13 protein-coding genes are annotated in these 19,949 nt (G+C 69.4%); 7 read left to right on the top strand and 6 right to left on the bottom strand.

Going from position 1 to position 19,949, the window contains the following annotated elements; genetic code table 11:
• Positions 1 to 40: 40 nt before the first annotated feature.
• The gene (locus H4W30_RS19485) at positions 41 to 286 is read left to right on the top strand and encodes a hypothetical protein (protein WP_225949772.1); all 246 of its coding nucleotides are present in this window, start codon (positions 41 to 43) and stop codon (positions 284 to 286) included.
• Here H4W30_RS19485 and H4W30_RS19480 read toward each other — a convergent pair.
• Positions 280 to 900, bottom strand: a complete 621-nt coding sequence (locus H4W30_RS19480; RefSeq protein ID WP_192744175.1) for an NAD(P)-dependent oxidoreductase — start codon at positions 898 to 900, stop codon at positions 280 to 282. The genes H4W30_RS19485 and H4W30_RS19480 overlap by 7 nt on opposite strands.
• Entirely contained in the window at positions 897 to 1,799 is a 903-nt protein-coding gene (locus tag H4W30_RS19475) for an EamA family transporter (RefSeq protein ID WP_192744174.1), read from the bottom strand. Before H4W30_RS19475 ends, H4W30_RS19480 begins: the two co-directional genes overlap by 4 nt.
• 79 nt (positions 1,800 to 1,878) lie before the next feature.
• Between H4W30_RS19475 and H4W30_RS19470 the strand changes: the two genes are divergently transcribed.
• Positions 1,879 to 2,760, top strand: coding sequence for a LysR family transcriptional regulator (locus H4W30_RS19470; protein ID WP_192744173.1), 882 nt, complete (start codon positions 1,879 to 1,881; stop codon positions 2,758 to 2,760).
• Positions 2,761 to 3,088: 328 nt separating this feature from the next.
• On the opposite strand, the gene H4W30_RS19465 is transcribed toward H4W30_RS19470, so the two are convergent.
• The gene (locus H4W30_RS19465) at positions 3,089 to 3,949 is read right to left on the bottom strand and encodes an NAD(P)-dependent oxidoreductase (RefSeq protein ID WP_192744172.1); all 861 of its coding nucleotides are present in this window, start codon (positions 3,947 to 3,949) and stop codon (positions 3,089 to 3,091) included.
• Between the two features lie 11 nt (positions 3,950 to 3,960).
• Positions 3,961 to 4,836, bottom strand: a complete 876-nt coding sequence (locus H4W30_RS19460; RefSeq protein WP_192744171.1) for an NAD(P)-dependent oxidoreductase — start codon at positions 4,834 to 4,836, stop codon at positions 3,961 to 3,963.
• 95 nt (positions 4,837 to 4,931) lie between these two features.
• Between H4W30_RS19460 and H4W30_RS19455 the strand changes: the two genes are divergently transcribed.
• The 4 genes from H4W30_RS19455 to H4W30_RS19440 all read left to right on the top strand — a co-directional run bounded on the left by H4W30_RS19455 (position 4,932) and on the right by H4W30_RS19440 (position 12,185).
• Positions 4,932 to 8,114, top strand: a complete 3,183-nt coding sequence (locus H4W30_RS19455) for a BTAD domain-containing putative transcriptional regulator (RefSeq protein ID WP_192744170.1) — start codon at positions 4,932 to 4,934, stop codon at positions 8,112 to 8,114.
• Positions 8,115 to 8,261: 147 nt separating this feature from the next.
• Positions 8,262 to 10,838, top strand: a complete 2,577-nt coding sequence (locus H4W30_RS19450; protein WP_192744169.1) for an FtsX-like permease family protein — start codon at positions 8,262 to 8,264, stop codon at positions 10,836 to 10,838.
• Positions 10,831 to 11,523 carry an ABC transporter ATP-binding protein gene (locus H4W30_RS19445; RefSeq protein ID WP_192744168.1) on the top strand — a complete coding sequence of 231 codons (693 nt, stop codon included), beginning with the start codon at positions 10,831 to 10,833 and terminating at the stop codon, positions 11,521 to 11,523. Before H4W30_RS19450 ends, H4W30_RS19445 begins: the two co-directional genes overlap by 8 nt.
• Positions 11,523 to 12,185, top strand: coding sequence for an ABC transporter ATP-binding protein (locus H4W30_RS19440; protein ID WP_192744167.1), 663 nt, complete (start codon positions 11,523 to 11,525; stop codon positions 12,183 to 12,185). The genes H4W30_RS19445 and H4W30_RS19440 overlap by 1 nt, the downstream gene beginning before the upstream one ends.
• Before the next feature lie 63 nt (positions 12,186 to 12,248).
• Here H4W30_RS19440 and H4W30_RS19435 read toward each other — a convergent pair whose 3' ends face one another.
• Complete coding sequence (locus H4W30_RS19435) at positions 12,249 to 13,877, bottom strand: tannase/feruloyl esterase family alpha/beta hydrolase (RefSeq protein WP_192746715.1); 1,629 nt, start codon at positions 13,875 to 13,877, stop codon at positions 12,249 to 12,251.
• A 215-nt stretch (positions 13,878 to 14,092) separates the two neighbouring features.
• Here H4W30_RS19435 and H4W30_RS19430 point away from each other — a divergent pair, with 215 nt between their 5' ends.
• On the top strand, positions 14,093 to 18,385 hold the full coding sequence (locus H4W30_RS19430; RefSeq protein ID WP_192744166.1) for a GH92 family glycosyl hydrolase: 4,293 nt from the start codon (positions 14,093 to 14,095) through the stop codon (positions 18,383 to 18,385).
• A gap of 59 nt (positions 18,386 to 18,444) precedes the next feature.
• Here H4W30_RS19430 and H4W30_RS19425 read toward each other — a convergent pair whose 3' ends face one another.
• Positions 18,445 to 19,836 (bottom strand): MFS transporter, encoded by a 1,392-nt coding sequence (locus H4W30_RS19425; RefSeq protein ID WP_192744165.1) that lies wholly within the window; start codon positions 19,834 to 19,836, stop codon positions 18,445 to 18,447.
• Between the last annotated feature and the right edge of the window lie 113 nt (positions 19,837 to 19,949).

Below are 19,949 nucleotides of genomic sequence, written 5' to 3'. Positions count from 1 at the left end.
ATCGTTTCTGGATACACGACGTTACTGTATCGTCGGGCGCATGGAGTTCCTGGCACCCGTGGCCGCGTTCCTCAGCCTTCCCCTCTTCCTGGCCGGGTTCGCGTGGTACGCCGCGCGTGCCCGTCGGGCAGGCGTCAGCCAATCGCTGCTGGCGCCGATCGAGGAGATCTGGGATCCGATCTCGCACAAGACCAACATCGAGATCCAGATCGAGGCCGAACGGAGCCCGGAGACGCCGTCGCCCGGTGATCCGCCCGAGCTGAAGTGGCGGCTCAAGTCTCAGTAGGCGACGGTGAAATGCCGGTCCCGGCTCGGATTCTCGAGTTCGTCCACGATCGCGACGGCCAGGTCCTCCGCCGAAATCCCGGACGACCCGTCCTCGGCGGTGAGGATGGTCGTCGTTCCCCGCCGGTAGTTCCCGGTCCGGACGCCGGGTTCGAGCATCGCGGGCGGACTGAGGTACACCCAGTCGCCCGCGTGGGTCTCGCACGCCCGAAGTTGGCTCATGCTGGCCGAGGCGATGGCCCGCCACGCCGCCGGCACGAACGCCGGGTCGTCGATCACCAGCCCGCCGGACGGCGACCGCAACGGCCCGGCGCCGCCGACGACCAGGACGCGTTTGCCCGCCGCGGCGTCGAGTAGCGCCGTGACCGTGGCGGCGACCGTGTCTTCGGCACCGGGCGCGGGTCTCGTCGCGCCCACGACGGCGTCGACCCCACCGAACACCGCGCGCATGTGACCGGTATCGGTGACGTCGCCGAGCACCACCTCCACGTCGGGATGCGAGAAGTCCGGTGGGGTGCGGCGAAAGACGGCGGTGACGTGATGCCCGCGGGAAACGGACTCGGCGACGACCCGGGAACCTGTCATTCCCGACGCTCCGACAACGGCGATCTTCATCGGACGCCACCGTCCCGCTTGCTCTTCGGGGTGATCTGGCCGGCGACGATCGAGGCCAGCGCGAGTGCGAAACCGGCGAGCTGGATGGGGCCGAGCGACTGACCGAGCAGCACGGCGCCGAGCACCGCCGCGACCATCGGCGACAACAGGCCGAGGACCGCGACCGAGGTGACCGGCAGGGACGTGATGCCGCGGAACCACAGCACGTAGGCGAGCAGACCGCCGATCAGACCGAGCCAGAGGTAGCCGACGGCCGCGTTCAGGTCGATGGCGGGCGGCGCGCCTTCGAACAGGAAGGTCACCGGCACCAGGAACAACCCGCCCGCGGTGAGCTGCCACGACGCGAACGCGGTCGGCCCGACGTCGGCGGGACGTCCCCATCGTTTGGTGAGCGTGACGCCGAGTGCCATGGTGCCCGCACCACCGATCCCGGCGACGACGCCGACGAGGTCGAAGCCGGCCGCGGGCCCGATCACGACCAGGCCCACACCCACGATCCCGACGATCCCCCAGGCGAAGCGCCACGCGGACGGGCTCTGGCGCAGTACCGCCACGGCGAGGATCGCGACGAGCAACGGCTGGGCGGCACCGAGCGTGGCCGCGACTCCGCCGGGCAGGCGTTCGGCGGCGACGAACAGCAGGGGGAAGAACATCCCGATGTTGAGGACGCCGAGCGCGGCGGCCTTCAGCCACCAGGTGCCGCGCGGGAGGGTGCGGGTGATGGCGAGCGCGATCAGTCCGGCGGGCAAGGCGCGCATGAGGCCCGCGAACAGCGGATGTCCAGGCGGAAGGAGTTCGGTCGTGACCACGTAGGTCGTCCCCCAGACCATGGGGGCGAAAGCGGTCAGCGCGGTTCCGGTGAGACCCGCGGCGAGCGGTGTGGTCGTCAGCGTTTTCACGCTTCCCAGCTTCGGCGCCAACGATCAATGAGTCCAACACATGTTTGTCACTTGATCCATCGTGATTCAAGATGGATCAATGGAGCTTCAGCAGATGCGGTACGTCGTGGCCGTCGCGGAGACGAACAGCTTCACGCGTGCCGCGCAACGGTGTCTGGTCGTGCAGTCGGCGCTGAGTCACCAGATCGCGCGGCTGGAACGGGAACTCGGCGCGCGGCTGTTCGAGCGCACGAGCCGCCGGGTACGGCTCACCGCCGCCGGCGAGGCGTTCCTCCCCGCGGCCCGGCAATGTCTCGAGGCCGCCGAACGGGCCGGGTCGGAGGTCGCGGCGGCCGTCGGCGAGATCCGCGGGCGGCTCACCGTCGGCGTCATCCCGACCGTCGCGGCGGTCGACGTCCCGGCCGCGCTGCAGACCTTCCGTAGCCGGTATCCGCACGTCCGGATCGGGCTGCGGGTCGGGGCGAGCGAGCAGCTGGTGGAGCAGATCAAGGACGGCGCCATCGAGGTCGCGTTCCTCGGCCTTCCGGTGACCGACCGGCCGGACGGCGTGGCAACGTGCGAAATGGGCCGGGACGATCTGATCGCCGTCGTGGCTCCGGGGCATCCTCTCGCCGTCGAGTCCGAAGTGGACTTGAAGCGGCTCTCGTCGGAGGTGTTCGTCGATTTCCCGGCAGGCTCCGCGGGACGGGCACAGACGGACCAGGCCTTCGCCGCCGCGGGAGTGACCAGGGAAGTCGCCTTCGAGGTGACGGCCGCCGACTTCATGGCGCGGCTCATCCATCAGGGATTGGGGGTGGCGCTGCTGCCGTCGAAGTTCGTGCCGAACCTGACCGACGTGGTCACCGTGCCGGTGCGGGACGCGCCCGCGCGGATCGAGCATCTCGTCTGGAACCGCTTCGCGGTCACTCCGGCGGCGAAGGCCTTTCTAGAGGTACTGGGCGTCGAGTACAAGACCTCGTGAGTGGTGAGGACGGTTCTAACCGTCCTCACCACTCACGAGACCAGACCCACTCGGTACCGCCGGGTGCTGGGCTTGCCGGGGGTTGCGAAAGCCACTTTCGCAACCTTCGACGTTGCGAAAGTGGCTTTCGCAACGTCGGCCGTGGCCAGGCCTGGTGATCAGGTCGCGAAAGCCACTTTCGAGACGTCTGACGTCCCGAAAGTGGCTTTCGCGACACCGGCTCCAGACCCCTACAGACCGGGCCCGGGGGTCAACGGCGGCCCGAAGCCAGCAGGTACAAAAGACACCCTCGGCTAGAACCGTCCTCACCACTCACGAGCAACGGCACTTACTTCTGGTCCGCCTTGATGATCTCGTAGAGGCTGGTCCACGAGCTACGTCCGTGCCCGGCGGCGATCGCCTGGTCGTAGTGCGACTTGATCGCCTCCGGCAGGAGCACATCGATCCCGGCGTCCCGGCTCGCCTGGACGATGTGGTCGGCCGTCGCGCCCATCATGGTCACGTTGGCGTCGTCCCCGGGGTGCTCGCCCTTCTCGATCTGTTCGGCCGCGGCGTCCAGGTAGAAATCCATCATCTTGAAGTTGTCCTTGGCGTACGGGACGAACTTCTGCGCGGGCACGCCTGCCGAGCGGACCAGCGCGCTCGCGTGCAGGAACACCGAAAGCGAGGTCAGGAAGATGTCGAGCTGCGCCTGGTAGAACAGCTGCGCCAGCCGGACGTCCTCACCGAGGAAGTCCGGTCGCCCGATCAGCGCCAGCGTTTCGCGGTGCTTCTCGAAGACGTCGGCCGGGCCGCTGTAGAAGACGTACGCCTCGTCCTTGCCCACCAGTTCGGCGGGCACCATCACGCCACCGGCGACGAACTGCCCGCCCCTGGCCTTGACCCAGTCCGCGGCTTCGCGGGTCTTCTCCGGGGTGTCCGAGCTGAGGTTGACGATCACCTTGCCCGCCAAGGCATCCTCGGCCTTGCCAAGGATGTCGTACATCGCGGCGTAGTCGGTGAGGCTCAGCAACACCAGCTCCGAGGCCGCCACCGCTTCCGCGGGGGTCCCGGCGCGCACGGCACCCGCGGCGACGACGTCGTCCGCGCGGGCGGCCGTGCGGTTCCAGACGGTCACTCCGTGGCCGTTCTCCAGGAGTACGCGGACCATGGCCTGTCCCATCGGGCCGAGCCCGATCAGTGTGATCATTGTGTTTTCCTTTACTTCTTGAGGAGTTCGATGACGCCGATCAGGTCTTCGGCGCCGCGTCCGTCGGCGACTCGCCGGTCCATCAGCGACTGCAGCGGCGTGAGCAGCTCGGCGCTGATGCCCTGGTCCTTCGCCGCCTGCGCCAGATTCGGGTAGGCGGCTGCCTGCATCCCGATGTTCGACACGACGTCGGTCACGTAGTCGCCGTCGTCGATCTGTTCGGCGGAGCGCTCCAGGAAGCCGCCCATCGCGTCGATCCAGGCGCGGAGCAGTGGCGCGAATTCCCGCGCCTTGACCCCCGCCGAGCCGACGAGCGCGTATGCCTGGATGACGCCGATGAAGAAGCCGTACATCCCGCTGAGCAGCGCGATGTCGTGCAGTGGCGCCAGCCCGGGGTCGGCGCCGAGGTAGTTGGCGCCGCCGAAGGTGTCGAGCGCGGTGCGTGCCCGGCCGTAGACCGTGCCCGAACCGCTGTAGAAGATGAACGCCGCGGGAGTGCCGATCATCGGCGGGACGGCCATGATTCCGCCGTCCAGGTACTCCGCGCCCAGTTCCTCGGCCCAGGCACTCATTTCGCGCGCCTGGCCGGGGGTGCCGTTGGTCAGGTTGATCAGCTGCCGTCCTTTGAGCTCGGAAGCCACCGGGTCGAGGACCTCGTGGACCGAGTCGTAGTCGAGCAGGCAGGCGATCACGATCTGGTTCGCCGCGAGAGCCTCCGAGACGGTCGAAGCGACCGAAGCTCCCTTCGCCGCCACCGCCTCGGCGCGGCCCGCGGTCCGGTTCCACACCGTGACCGGATGGCCCGCGGCCAGTAGTGCCTCTGTGAGCGCGGTTCCCATCGCGCCCAGCCCCAGTACCGTCACCGGGGTCTTGCCGTGTTCGCTCATGGGACCACCGTGACGCGGGCCGCGCACGGATCGCTGCGGGTCCGCGCACGGCCTCGCGCACGATCCTGTCGGTGGTCCGCGCTAACGTCGGTTTCGTGCGATTCGGAGTGCTGGGACCACTCGCCGTGTGGACGACCGCGGGCGAGCCCGTCGTCGTGCCCGAGGCGAAGGTCCGCCTGCTGCTCGCCGGGCTGCTCAGCCGCGACGGCAGGGCGGCGTCGGTGTCGTCGTTGACCGACGACCTGTGGGGCGAGCATCCGCCGGGCAATCCGGGCAACACCCTGCAGACGAAGGTCTCCCAGCTGCGCCGCGCGCTGGATCGCGCCGAGCCAGGCGCGCGGGATCTCGTGACGCACCAACCCGCCGGATACGTCCTCGCCGTCGAGCCGGGTGACCTGGACGTCCATCGATTCCGCGCGCTCACCGCCCGTGCCCGCGACACCGTCGACCCGCGCGCCCGTGCCGCTCTGCTGGCGGACGCGCTGGCCTTGTGGCGAGGGCCCGCGTACGCCGGATTCGAGGACGAGCCGTTCGCCGTCGCCGCTGCTCAGCGGCTGGAGGAGGAGAGGCTGCTCGCCGAAGAGGAGCGAGCCGAAGCCAGGCTGGCACTCGGAGAGCACGGCGTCCTCACCGGGGAGCTGGCCGGTCTGGTCTCGCGGCATCCGCTGCGAGAGCGGCTCCGCGGGCTGTTGATGCGCGCGTTGTACGCGGCCGGGCGGCACAGCGAAGCCCTCGAAACTTACGCCGAACTGCGTGCCCGCCTGCGTGACGAATCCGGTCTCGAACCGGGTCCGGAGCTCGCGGCGGTGCACCAGGCCGTCCTCACCCGCAGTCCGGACATCGAGCCGGTCCGCGCCGCCACGCCGGTACGGGGCAATCTGCCCGAGGCGGTGACCGAGCTGATCGGCCGGACGACGGCGGTCAAGGAGGTCGGAGCGCTCGTCACCGACGCCCGGCTGGTCACCCTGACCGGGCCTGGCGGTGTGGGCAAGACCAGGCTCGCCATCGAGGCGGCGTCGAAGATCGCGATGGGTGACGGCACCTGGCTCGTCGAGCTGGCGGGGCTGGACAACGTCGAGTGCGCGACGTGCCCGCCCGAGGATCACGTCGCCGTCGTCCTGGCGGCCGTGCTGGATCTCCGGGAGGACGCGAAGTCGGCCGGACCGCTGACCCAGTCGCTGGCCGATGCCTTGCGGGACAAGGAGATCCTGCTCGTCCTGGACAACTGTGAGCAGGTCGTCGAACCGGTCGCCGCGCTGGTGGAGAAGCTGCTCGCGACGGCGCCACGGCTGCGTGTGCTCGCCACCAGCCAGGAGCCGCTCGGGTTGCCGGGAGAGAACGTCTGGGCGGTACCGCCGCTGGAGCTGCCCGATCTGCCGGATTTCGCCGCCGTCCGGGAGTCGAGTGCCGTCCGGCTGTTCGCCGCCCGTGCCGCGGCGGCCGCGCCGGGGTTCGCGCTCGACGCGGAGAACGCGGCGGTGGTCGCGCGGATCTGCCGCACGCTCGACGGCATCCCGTTGGCGCTCGAACTCGCCGCCACCCGGGTCCGGACGCTGGGCGTGCACGAACTCCTCGCCCGCCTCGACGACCGGTTCGCCCTGCTGTCTTCGGGCAGACGAGGCGGGCCGCGCCGCCAGCAGACGCTCCGGGCGATGATCGACTGGAGCTGGAGCCTGTTGAGCGAGCCCGAGCAGATAGTGCTGCGCAGGCTCGCCGTCCACGCCGAGGGCTGCGGGCTCGACGCGGCCGAGTCGGTCTGCGCGGGCGGCGAGATCGCCGCCGGTGACGTACTGGACCTCGTGTCCCGGCTGGTCGACAGGTCGCTGGTGGTCAGCAGGCCAGGCCGGTCGGGTGAACCGCGGTTCCGGCTGCTGGAGTCCGTGTCCGCGTACGCCTTGGGTCACGCCGAGCAGGCAGGCGAACTCGACGACCTGCACTTGCGGCATGCTCGTTTCCACATCGAGCTGGCCGAACGCGGGGACACAGGCCTGCGCGGGAAAGAGCAGCGGCGCTGGCTCGACAGGCTGGACGCCGAAGGCGCCAACACCCGGCGCGCGCTGGAAACGCTGCTACGGCAAGGAGAGCATCGGCTCGCGTTGCGGCTGGTGAATGCGACGTCGTGGTTCTGGTTCCTCCGTGGACGGCTCACCGAGGCCCGGCGCTCGCTGGACCTCGTGCTCGGCACCGATTCCGGCACCGGAGACGAGTACGCGCGGGCGCTCGCCTGGCGCACCGGGATCGCCGTGCTCGACGGCACCGGCGGTGCGGCGGACGAGACCGTGTGGGGTATCGCCGATCCTCTCGTGCGGGCGCGGGCGTTGTGGTTCCTCGGCTATGCGTGGTCCACGGTCGGCGACCTGTGCCGGGCGGAGAAGTTCACGCTCGGCGCGCTGGAGACCGCCCGCGACATCGGTGACGACTGGAGCGCCGCCGCCGCGCTGAGCGACCGGGCGGCCCACCTGATCGCCGGCGGCGACCTCACCGGAGGCGGCCGGATCGCCGCGCAGAGCGCCGCCATTTTCGACGGACTCGGCGAACGCTGGGGCTGGTTGCAGGCCTCTTTCGTGATCGGAATGCTGGCTTCGATCGCCGGGGACTACGACCACGCGGCCCGCGTCCATCGGGAAAGCCTTCGCCGCGCGGAGGAATTGGAGCTGTGGCCGGAGGTCTCCTACCAACTGTCGTGGCTGGGCCGGACGGCGCTGCTCACTGGCGACTTCGAAAAAGCGAAGGAGTTCCACGAGCGAGCCAGGACGCTGGCCGTCGAGTACAGCTTCAAACCGGGTGAGGTCTACGCCGAGACAGGTCTCGCGCTCGGCGCACGGCGCCAGGGGCGGTTCGACGAGGCCGAGCGGCGGCTGCTGTCCATATTGGACTGGCATCGCCGGGTGGAGTCCGAAGCGGGCAGCACCCTGATCCTCGCCGAACTCGGATTCATCGCCGAGCAACGCGGAGACGCGGCGGCGGCGAAACGGCTCCACCTGGACGGTCTCGCGATCGCTCGCCACAGCGAGGACCCTCGTGCGATCGCCCTCGGTCTCGAGGGTCTGGCCGGCGCCGAGGCGGCCGCCGGCTCGTATCGGCTGGCCGCGCGGCTGCTCGGTGCCGCGGTGGCCGCGCGGCGCTCGGTAGGTGCTCCCCTCCCGAAGGCCGAACGCGTCGACGTCGACAGGATCAGCGGCGTGATCGTCACGGCACTCGGAGAAACCGCATTCTCGGCGGAGAGTGAGGCGGGTGAGACGACACCGATCGACCAATTGGTGACGGACAGTCAGTGAACACGCACCCGTGTCACCACAATGGACCAGGCCTTACTTCACGTCAGCAACAAACAGTGATTCCTTCCTGTCGCCGGAGCGCCGTGACCGGTAGCGTGCGTATCCATGCGGGTGAGGTGGGGGGCTCCCGGCGGGCCCAGGGTGACAATGCCGTGGCGAGCGGCTCCGAAAGCGGCACTGACCAGTCCCCTGACTTTGATCATCGCCGCGGTGACGGCCTTGCTGGCCTGTTTTCTCGGCACCGCCGCCATCCTGCAGGCATCGGCCTCGGGTGGCGCGGCCGTCACGTACCAGTCCGGCATCGTGTGCCCGGACTACTACGGGCCGGTCTTCAGCAAGGACAACGTGCCCGCCGCGGTGGCACCGCAGGTCGTCGACTCGGTCCGCCGGAACGCCCCGGCGCACGGCTTCCCCGCCCCGGTCACCTCCCGCTACACGCCGTATCTCTTCGGCACCGAGTTCAACGGCGATCCCAACTACAAGGTCGTCCTCGCCCATCGCGACCAGGCGGCGCAGGGCCATCTCGACGTGACGAGCGGGTCCGCGGGTGCCGGTTTCCTGCTGGGCACCGTCGTCGCCGGGGCGGAGAACATCAAGGTCGGGGCCACGCCGAGCATCCAGGGCACGCCGATACCTCCGGTGACCGGGCTGTACCGCGACCTTCCCGACCCGGCACCGCGCTGGTGGTGCTCGCAGCAGCGGAACGCCGTCGTCAGCAGGCTCGCCAACGACCCGCTCGACTCGGTCATGTTCGCCAACGACGGGAAGACCTTCGACGACACGGTCCGCGCGCTGGGCATCCCGATGATCAAGACGTTGCACATGTCGTTCTACGAGGCTCCGCCCAAGACGGTGAGCGAGGCCGAGGACCTGGAGGAACGGGGGAAGGCCCTCATCGCCGCGGTCAAGGCGGATCTGGGCTCCCGCGGCCTCGGGGACGCGATCGTCGGGTCGCTGCCGTTCGAGCGCTCGGTCCAGATCAGCAAGCAGGCGGAATCGAACGTCCTGATCTCGATCCTGCCGCTCGCGGCCATCAGCATCCTCGTCGGCTGTGCGGGGATCGGCACGGTCGCGTTGCAGTGGTATCAGCGGCGGCACCCGCAGCTGAGGTTGCTGTCCGCGCGGGGCAGCGGCCCCGGGGCGCTGGGGCTGCTCGCGGTCGCCGAACTCGGGCTCCCGATCGTCGCCGGTGGCGCGGCGGGCGCGGTGCTCGCCCGGCTACTGCTCGGGCTTTACGGGCCACCGGGTGAACTGGACGACGGCGCGACGTTCTGGGGATCGCTCGTCGCGGCCGCGATCCTGCTCGTCTCGCTGGCGCTGCTGGCCGGGGTGATCTCCGTCCGCACCCATCGGGAGTTCGAACTCGGCCGGGTCCGCTCCGGACGGCGCAAGAAGGTGAAGTTCCTGGCCTTCTTCCCGTGGGAACTGCTCACCGCCGGTGTCGCCCTGCTCGGCTGGAACCGGCTCGTCGACTACAGCAAGGGGTCACGGATCGGCAATCCGCTCCCCCAGGTCGACCCGCTCGCGCTCACGTATCCGGTGTTCGTCGTGCTGACGGTCGGGCTCGTCGCCGCACGGCTGGCCTGGCTCGCCCTGCACGCGTCGCATCGCGCGCGGCTGTGGTCCCGGCCCGCATTGCAGCTGGCCATCCGGCGGCTCGCCAGTGCCCGCGCGCCGGTCACCGGTGTGCTCGTGATCGGCACGCTCGCCATCGGCACGTTGGCCACCGGCATCGGCATCGCGCGCGGTCAGGAAGAGGCCCTGCAGACGAAGTCCGCCATCTTCGTGGGGGCCGAGACCAGGGTCGACACCGAAAGCGTCGTCGGCACCGGGAAGGTCGCGCTGCCCGCCTCGCTGGACGGCAGCACCACGATCGTCGGCGAGCTGACCGGCACCGGCAACGTCGTCCTGGTCGTGGACCCGCGGACCTTCCGGCAGGCCGCCACGCTCGGCCCGCTCGACGGCGCCGAGGTCGACCGGTTGATGACCGGCCTGTCGAGCCAGGGCGCCGGGGTCCCGGCGATCCGGATCGGACACGACACCGCCCAGAAGACCAAGCTGCCCGCCGGTCTCGCCGACGCCGAGGCGATCGGTGAGCTGCCGATGTTCCCGATCATCGGCACCAAGGCCGGGTACGTGATCTCACGGGAATCGCTCACCGAGGCGCAGTTGCGCACCGTGCCGAAGTGGAGCGTGCTTTCCAGCTCGTCGATGACGCAGGTGACCGAAGCGCTGGCCTCCGTGGGGGTGATGACCGCGGTCAACCGCGTCACCCGCGAGTCCGCGCTCGACGCGCTCCCCTTCTACGTGGTGTCGTGGACGTTCTCGTTCATGGCCCTGCTCGGGGCCGTACTCGGCGTGGTGGCCGTGCTGTCGCTGCTGGTCGCCGTCGAAGTCCGGCGACGGCAGAACGCGCTCGCCGGGGCCCTGGTGCTGCGGATGGGGATGCGGCCACGGGCCCTGCTGGCGAGTCATCTGATGGAACTGGGCACCCTCAGCGGGCTCGCCGTGGTCATCGGCGTCGTATGCGGTGTCTCGGTCGCGGGGCTTTCGGTGCCGCGGTTCGATCCGGCGACGTTCCTCCCGCCTCAGTCGGCGCTGCCCGACCCGACCCCGCTCGCCCTGACCGTGCTCGCCGTCGGTGTGCTCGTCGTGGCGCTGGCGGGCTGGATCGCGATGCGCTCGGTGCGCACCGCCCGGACCGCGGAGTTGATCCGTGCCTGAAAAACCGATCTTCCGGCTGCGCGGGATCGGCGTCGACTACCAGACGCCGGCGGGCACGGTCACCGGCGTCGAAGACGTCACCTTCGACATCCCGGCGCGCGGGATCACCGTGCTGGCGGGCCCGTCCGGCTCCGGCAAATCCACCCTGCTGCGGACTCTGGGCCTCTTCGAACAGCCCGTGCGGGGCACGATCTCGTTCCAGGGCAGCGAAACCGGCAAGCTGCGGCACCGCGACCGGCGGGCACTGCGGCGGACCCACCTCGGCCTGGTGTTCCAGAACCCGACCGACAACCTGCTCGCGTATCTGAGCGTCGCGGACAATCTCCGCGCGGCGGCGGAATCGGCCGGGACCGAATGCCTGCCCGACGACATCCTCGAACAGCTGGGGCTCGGCGGGACCGGCAGCTGGCGGATCTCCGCGCTGTCGGGCGGGCAGCAGCAACGTCTCGCGTTCGGCTGCACCCTCGCCCGCCGCTCGACCGTCGTGCTCGCCGACGAGCCGACGTCCCAATTGGACGAAGGCTCCGCCGACCGGGTGCTCGACACCCTGAAGTACCTGGCGGGTCAGGATTTCGCCGTCATCGTCGCGTCGCACGACGACCGGCTCATCGAACTCGGCAGCCGGGTCGCGCGGATGCACAAGGGCAGACTGGAAGACGTCGAAGAACGGGAGGTCGTGCCGTGATGGCGGAACCCGCCCTCGAGGCCGTCGGGTTGCGCCGCCGGTTCCCCCATCCCAGCGGGGACGTCGAAGTCCTGCGCGGGCTCGAACTCCGGGTGGCCCCGGGCGAACTGGTCACCGTGTCCGGCCGGTCGGGTTCCGGAAAGAGCGCGCTGCTGGCGCTGCTGTGCGGTTTCGACTCGCCCGATTCCGGCAGTGTCCTGCTGGACGGCGTCCCGATAGCGGGGGCGCCGCCGTGGCACACCTGCGCCGTCCTGCCGCAGGCGCTCGGTCTCGCGAACGAACTGACCATCGCGGAGAACGTGGCGCTGCCGCTGCGGCTCCGGTCCGACGTCCCCAAGCCCAGCGCGAAGGACATCCACGCTCGGGTTTCGGAGCTGCTGGAGGAACTCGGGATCGGCGACCTCGGGGACCGCTACCCGCTCGAGGTCTCCTTTGGGCAGCAGCAACGGGTCGCGCTCGCCAGGGCCGTCAGCGGGCGGCCCCGGGTCCTGCTCACCGACGAGCCGACGGCGCACCTGGACGCCGGGAGCACGCCGCGCGTGCTTCGGCTGCTGCGGCGCTGCGCCGAAGAGGGCGCGGCGGTCATCGTGGCGACGCACGACGACGAGGTGCACCGGATCGCGGACCGGCGGGTACGGCTGCTGGACGGCGTCCTTTCCTGACTCGTGAGTGGTAAGGACGGTTCTAACCGTCTTTACCACTCACGAGACGCGCCACGACACCTCTCAGGGAGCGACCGGCCCCGCCTTCCCGTACAGCCCGTTCCCCGCCCAGTTCACAAGATCGTGCGAGGGCCGCGCAGGCGGGACAGGCACGAAGTTCGCCGCGTCGTCGACGCTTCCGGTGCCGTCGTACTTCGCCTGCAGCGGGTACGGGAACACCGGCCGCGTGCGGAAGACCTTGCCGTCGGCGTCGCGGCCGGTGGCGATCGTCCGGTCCGGCGCGGTGCCGCGCTCGACCCAGGAGACGAGTTCCTTCAGCGGGTCGTATTCGGTCAGCTTGTCGCCGGTCGCGCAGTGGTAGAGGCCGGGCACCATGAACAGCCGCGCCCAGTCCCGTGTCGCGGCGGGGCCGCCGTTGGCGCGGGTGAGCCGTTCGTAGTAGTCGATGCTGCCCGCGGCGGGGATCGCCTGGTCCGCCCAGCCGTGCCAGATCACGAGTTTCCCGCCCGCGCGCCGGAATTCGCGCAGATCCGTCGACATCGCGTTGGAGCGGACGCCTTCCGGGGTCAGCCTGTCGAATTCACGGGCGGTGAAGCCGAACTTCTCGACCGACGAATGCGGTGTCCCGATCGGGTAGGCCATGTACTTCAGGTAGTTGTCGGCGAGCGCGTGGGCGAACGGGATGCCGCCGGTTTCCGGCGACGGGATGATCCAGCCGTACCAGGACAGTTCGGAGCCGACGGTCTGGCCGCCCGGGTACAGTTTGCGGCCGCGTTCGTCGGTCGGCGGGGCGTAGATCTTCTTGGTGGCTTCGACCTGCGCGGCGGTGAGGCAGCCCGCGTTGTCGGTGCCCGGCGGGCAGGCGATCGTGGCCGGGTCGAAGCGGCAGGTGCGCGGATCGTCGATGGCGCCGTCGCCGAGCCCGTCGGACTTGTCGCAAGTGGACAGTGCGGCGGCGTGCAGGGCCGGCAGTTTGTCTTCGGTCAGGATCGGCTTGCCGTCGGCGCCGGTGTTCACCTTGGCGAGCCAGGTCTGGTAGACACCGAGCAGCGGCCCCCAGTATCCGGCCGGCGCGCCCGCGACGATGCCTTCGAAGTCACGGGGATAGCGCTGCGCGAGCAGAAGCGCCTCGCGACCGCCGTCGGAGCAGCCGCTGAAGTACGACTTCTTCGGCGGAGCACCGTAGAACTGGGTGATCAGACGCTTGGACGCCTTCGAGACCACGTGCGGCGCGCGGAAGGCGAAGTCGTCGCGCGCGGCCTGATCGTTTTCGGCCCACTTGCCGTCGTCGACGATGGCCGGGGTCTTGCCGACGTGCCCGTCGTCGGTGGCCGCGACAGCGACGTCACCGCCGTGCGGGAGGCCGCAGTCGGCGAACGGCGGCGTGGTCACCACCCCGCAGAAGCCGCCGCAGCCGAACTGCAGGTACCGCCCCGCGTAGGTCTTGGTCGGCAGCCGCAGCTGGAACCGCACCGCCGGTTCGACGTAGCCGCGGACGTCGCAGTTCTCCGGTTCGGTCGCCGTCGCGGGCACCACGGTCGCGGTTTCGACGTGCGTGACCGCGCCGGGGACGTCGTAGGTCCGCACCAGGTCGGCGCAGGTGCGCACCGGACGGAAGGTGGTTTCGCCGGCGGTGGCCGCCGGTGCCGTGAGTATCGAGCTTGCCGTGATGAGCGCTGCCACGCCGAGCATGGGCAACCGCCGCATTTCCCCACCCCAGTTTCCCGGATCGGCTTCAGTCGTGTCTTCACTCTGGCCCTGGCCCCATCGGTTGTCCACCGGGTTTGCGGGCATCCGGGTTGTCCAGTTCGGGCCAGGTTTGTCCGAGTGTCTTGACATCGATGTCACAACCGAGTTTTTCTCTCTTGGCGTCACCGGTCCCCCTGCGAGAAAGCATTGGTGCAACGATGCCCCGAAGCGTCAGACCCTGGGTCTGCAGCCTTCTGAGTGCCACGGTCGTGGCGTCCGGGCTGGTAGCCCTCCCCGCCACCGCCGCGGCCGAAGAGGCCCCACCGGATTTCTACTCGTCCTTCGAGCAAGGTGAACCGCAGCCGACGTGGAGCGACACCGTCGACGTCGATCCGTCCGGCAAGCCGAAGGCGTTCGGTGTCGACGGCGCGAACGCCACCACCATCCCCGGTGACATCCGCGGCAAGGTCACCGAGGTCACCGCGAACAGCGAGAACACCCCGAACGAGGGGGTGGGGAACCTGGTCGACGGGTCGACCGACACCAAGTGGCTGGCCTGGACCCCGACCGGCTGGGCGCAGGTCACGCTGTCCGAGCCGACGTCGATCACCCGGTACGCGTTGTCCTCGGCGAACGACTTCGACAACCGCAACCCGCAGGACTGGACGCTCCAGGGTTCCGCCGACGGCAAGTCCTGGACCGATCTGGACAGGCAGACCGGCCAGAAGTTCAGCGAGCCGTTCCAGAAGAAGGAGTACCGCCTCGCCGCCGCGAGCGCCGCGTACAAGTTCTTCCGGCTCGAGATCACCAAGAACAACGGTGGCCCGATCCTGCAGCTCTCGGAGCTGCTGCTGGCCAACGAGGACCCGGCCCCGCCGGCGTTGCCGAACATGCGCAGCTTCACCGACAGCGGTCCGGGCAGCGGTTACACCAGCAAGAACCGGGTCGGGTTCACCGGCCTGCGCGCGTTCCGCTACTCCGGCAGCCACAAGGCGCAGGGGCACGGCTGGTCGTACAACAAGATCTTCGACGTCGACATCCCGGTGGCGGCGACCTCGGAGCTGTCGTACAAGGTGCAGCCGGAGTTCATCCGCGGCGACCTCAAGTACCCGAGCACGAACGTCGCGGTGGATCTGGCGTTCACCGACGGCACCTACCTGAGCCAGCTCGGCGCGGTCGACCAGTACGGTTTCGGGCTCTCCCCGCAGGGCCAGGGCGCGAGCAAGGTGCTCTACACCAACCAGTGGAACCTGGTGCGCTCGCAGATCGGCGTGGTCGCCAAGGGCAAGACGGTCGACCGGATCCTGGTCGGCTACGACAACGCCGACGGGCCCGGTTCGCTGCAGGGCTGGCTGGACGACATCAAGGTCTCGGCGACGCCGACGCCGCCGGCGAGCCTTCGCCCGTCCGACAACGTGCTGACCACGCGCGGCTCGCTGTCGAACGGGTCGTTCTCGCGCGGCAACAACATGCCCGCGACCGCGGTCCCGCACGGGTTCAACTTCTGGATCCCGACGACCGACGCGGGCACGTTGAGCTGGATGTACTCGTACCACTCGCGCAACAACGAGCAGAACCTCCCCGCGCTGCAGGCGTTCTCCGCGAGCCACGCGCCGAGTCCGTGGATGGCGGACCGGCAGACCTTCCAGTTCCTGCCCTCGACCGCGTCCGGCGTGCCGAATCCGGACCGTGAGGCGCGGAAGCTGCCGTTCAAGCACTCCAACGAGACCGCGCGGGCGCATTACTACGGCGTCGACTTCGAGAACGGGATCAAGGCCGAGGTCGCGCCGACCGATCACGCGGCGTTGTACCGCTTCAAGTTCCCCGGGGCGGACTCGAACCTGATCTTCGACAACGTCAACAACAACGGCGGGCTGACCCTCGACCCGGCGGGCCGGTCGATCACCGGGTACAGCGACGTGAAGAGCGGGCTGTCGGCCGGTGCGACGCGGATGTTCGTCTACGCCACGTTCGACAAGCCGGTGACCGCGGGTTCGAAGCTGTCGACCGGTTCGGGTGATCAGAAGCGGGACAACGTCCTCGGGTACCTGAAGTTCGACGCGGGTGCCGACAAGACGGTGAACATGCGGATCGCGACGTCGCTGATCAGCGTGGACCAGGCGAAGAAGAACATGGAGCAGGAGCTCGCTCCGAACGCGACGCTCGAATCCGTCGCCGGCGCCGCGCAGAACGCGTGGGACGAGAAGCTCAAGGTCATCGAGGTCGAAGGTGCCTCGAAGGACCAGCTGATCACGCTGTACTCCAACCTCTACCGCCTGTTCCTGTACCCGAACTCGGGTTTCGAGAACGTCGGCACCGTCGAGAAGCCGGTGAAGAAGTACGCGAGCCCGGTGTCGCCCAAGGCCGGTCCGGACACGCCGACGCAGACCGGGGCGAAACTGGTCGACGGCGAGTTCTACGTCAACAACGGGTTCTGGGACACCTATCGCACGGTGTGGTCGGCGTATTCGCTGCTCAGCCCGGACACCGCGGGCAGGCTCGTCGACGGTTTCGTGCAGCAGTACCGTGACGGCGGCTGGATCTCGCGCTGGTCCTCCCCCGGGTACGCGGACCTGATGACCGGGACCAGCTCGGACGCCGCGTTCGCGGACGCCTATCTCAAGGGAGTCAAGGGTTTCGACGTCCAGTCGGCCTACGACTCGGCGATCAAGAACGCCACGGTGACCCCGCCGAACGGCGCGGTCGGCCGCAAGGGTATCGACGAGGGCACGTTCCTCGGGTACGCGCCGAACACCGCGGACCACGGGTTCTCGTGGGCGATCGAGGGTTACGTCAACGACAACGCGATCGCGAACATGTCGAAGAAACTCCACGACGAGGCTCCGGCGAACGATCCGCGCAAGCAGGAGTACCTGGACAACTACGGGTACTTCACCGAGCGGGCCACCCAGTACGTGAACGTGTTCGACCCGAGTGTCGGCTTCTTCCAGGGGCGTGACGCGGCGGGCAAGTTCACCCGGAGCAAGGAGGAGTTCGACCCGGAGGTCTGGGGTATCGACTACACCGAGACCAACGCCTACGGCATGCGGTTCTCGGTCCCGCAGGACGGACAGGGCCTGGCGAACCTCTTCGGCGGCAAGGCGGGGCTGGCGTCCAAATTGGACGAGTTCTTCGCCAAGCCGGAGCAGGGCCTCAAATTCGGCACCTACCCCGGCGTCATCCACGAGATGACCGAGGCGCGGGACGTGCGGATGGGCATGTACGCGCATTCGAACCAGGCCGCGCATCACACGCTCTACATGTACGACTACGCGGGTCAGCCGTCGAAGACGCAGGCGAAGGTCCGCGAGGCGCTGGCCAGGTTGTACGTCGGCAGTGAGCTCGGCCAGGGCTACGGCGGTGACGAGGACAACGGCGAGCAGTCGGCCTGGTGGCTGTTCGGCATGCTGGGCTTCTACCCGCTGCAGGTCGGCAGCTCGGACTACGCGATCGGCTCGCCGCTGTTCACCAAGGCGACCGTGAACCTGCCCGGCGGCAAGAAGATCGTGGTCAACGCGCCGAAGAACAGCGCGAAGAACGTCTACGTGCAGGGCCTGAAGGTCAACGGCAAGGCGCAGACGTCGACGTCGCTGCCGCATTCGGCGATCGGAGGAGGTGGGACGCTCGACTTCGACATGGGTCCGAACCCGTCGTCGTGGGGCACCGGCCCGGACGACGCGCCGAAGTCGATCACCAAGGGCGACGCGGTGCCGACCCCGGTGCACGACCTCACCAAGCCGGTCTCCGGCGGGGACGCCGCGTTCTTCGACAACACGTCGCGGACCGAGGCGAAGGTCAAGGCGCCGATCCAGTACCAGGTGCCCTCGACGAACGAGGCGGGTTCGTTCTACACGCTGACTTCGGGCAAGGGCGCGGGTGACGCGAAGAGCTGGGTGCTGAAGGGCTCCTACGACGGGAAGACGTGGGCGGTCGCGGATCAGCGGACCGACCAGACGTTCCAGTGGCGTCAGCAGACCAGGGCGTTCAAGATCGCGAATCCGGCGCATTACGCCTACTACCGGCTCGAGGTCACCGCGACCACGGGTGGCGAGGCGTCGCTGTCGGAGTTCGAGGTGCTGGGCAAGCCCGACGCGGCGTGCACGGAGACGATCACCGGCGAGCGCAAGGGGCCGCTGACCGTGCGGAACGGGGTGACCTGTGTGGACGGTGCGACGATCTCCGGTCCGGTGTCGGTGTCGGCGGGGGCGAGTCTGATCGTCCGCGGCGGTTCGATCTCCGGTCCGCTGACGGCGAACGGCGCGGCGCAGGTCTTGCTGGACCGGACGAAGGTGGGCGGCCCGGTGGCGATCACCGGGACGACCGGGACGGTCTCGATCGAGCTGACCGAGATCGGCGGGCCGGTGGCGTTGACGGGCAACAAGGGGCCGGTGCTGACTGCCAGCACGATCGGCGGACCTCTGGCGTGCGCGGCCAACTCCCCTGCTCCGACGGACTACGACCTGCAGAACACCGTCCGCGGCCCGGCCGCCGGGCAGTGCGCGAAGCTGTAGTCCTCCGGGTAAGCGCGTGAAGGCCCCCTTCCCTCGGCTGAGCCGAGGGAAGGGGGCCTTCACGCGCTTCGGGCGCGCAGGATGCCGAAACCGACCAATGCCGCGGAGAGCAGGGTGAGGGCGAGGCCCGCGTAGGTGGTCGCCGTCAGGAAGTCGGCTGAATGCAGGGCCGCGGTCAGCGCGCCGGGGAAGACCAGCGCGAGGATGGTGCCGCTGAGCGCGATACCGATCCCGGTCGTGACCTCGCTGGCGGTGTCGACGAGTGCGGCTCCGATGGTGGTCCGGTTCGAGGGCAGGCCGCGCATGACGTTGGTGCCCGCCACGACACCGACCACGCGCATCCCCGCCGCGACGAGGGCGAGCGCGACAGCGATCCAGACGTAGCCGAGCCCGCCGAACACGGTGTAGACCGCGAGCCCGCACACAACCGCGGCGGCGCTGACCCAGGCGGCCTTGGTGAGGCCGACGCGCGTGATCAGCGGACCGATGAGGGCGCCACCGGCGAGGAGGACGACGACCTGCGGCAGCATCCCCAACGCGGCTTGCGCGGGCGTCCAGCCGAGACCGAACTGGAGGTGCAGCGTCACGAGATAGCTCAGCCCAGCGGTCGCCAGTCCCGCCGCGGCTTTGAGCGCCAGGCCGCTGGACACGAGCGGGCGGGCAATGAGTTTCAGGTCGAGCAAGGGGTGTCGGGCGGTCTTCTCGCGGAGGACGAAGCAGGTTCCGGCGGCGAGTGCGGCCACGGTGGCGCCCCAGGGCAGACCCGAGGCCGTGCCCGCTTCGACGAAGAGCGTCGGGGCGAGCAGCGCGAGGACGATCGTCCCGGTTCCCAGCACCGCGCCGGCGACGTCGATCGGATCGCGGTGCAGGCCGGCGGGATCGTCGGCGGGGATACCGGCCCGGATACCGAGGAACGCGAGCGCGGCGACCGGCACGTTCACCAGCAGCAGCGCCTGCCACGGCGCGACGGCGAGCGCGAGCCCTCCGGCGGTGGGCCCGACGGCGAGACCGATCAGACCGACGGTCGAGATCAGTGTGGTGGCGCGGATGCGCAGTACGTCTTCGTCGAACAGGCGGAACGCGAGGGCGAGTGATCCCGGGGTGGTCATCGCGGCCGCGACACCCATGAGCGCCCGGACGGCGATGAGCTGCCAGGCGGCGGTGACGAACAACGTGGCCAGGCTCGCCGCGCCGAGCAGGACGAGCCCGGTGAGCATGATCTTGCGCCTGCCCACCCGGTCGGCCAGCGCGCCGAAGGCCAGCATCAGGCCGCCGAACACGACGGAGTAGGCGCCGGTCACCCATTGCAGGGTGGTCGTGGAGGCGGAGAGTTCACGGGCGATGGTCGGTAGCGCGACGTTGAGGATCGAGTTGTCGAGCATCTCGACCAGGAAGACGGCCGAGAGCCCGGCCAGCGCGGGCCATTTCTCGGTGAGAGCGTGGGTACGCAAAGGGGTCTACTCCTTCGGAAAGAAGGAGTGACGGTTCATTCGATACCGCGTATGCGCGTGCCCAGTCGAGGAGAGCACGTTTCTACCCCGATGCCTCGAGCCTACTGCACTCG

The organism is Amycolatopsis roodepoortensis (genome assembly GCF_014873915.1).
Lineage (GTDB): Bacteria > Actinomycetota > Actinomycetes > Mycobacteriales > Pseudonocardiaceae > Amycolatopsis > Amycolatopsis roodepoortensis.
The sequence above is the reverse complement of the archived record's forward strand: the minus strand, read 5'-3'. Positions and strand labels throughout refer to the sequence as shown.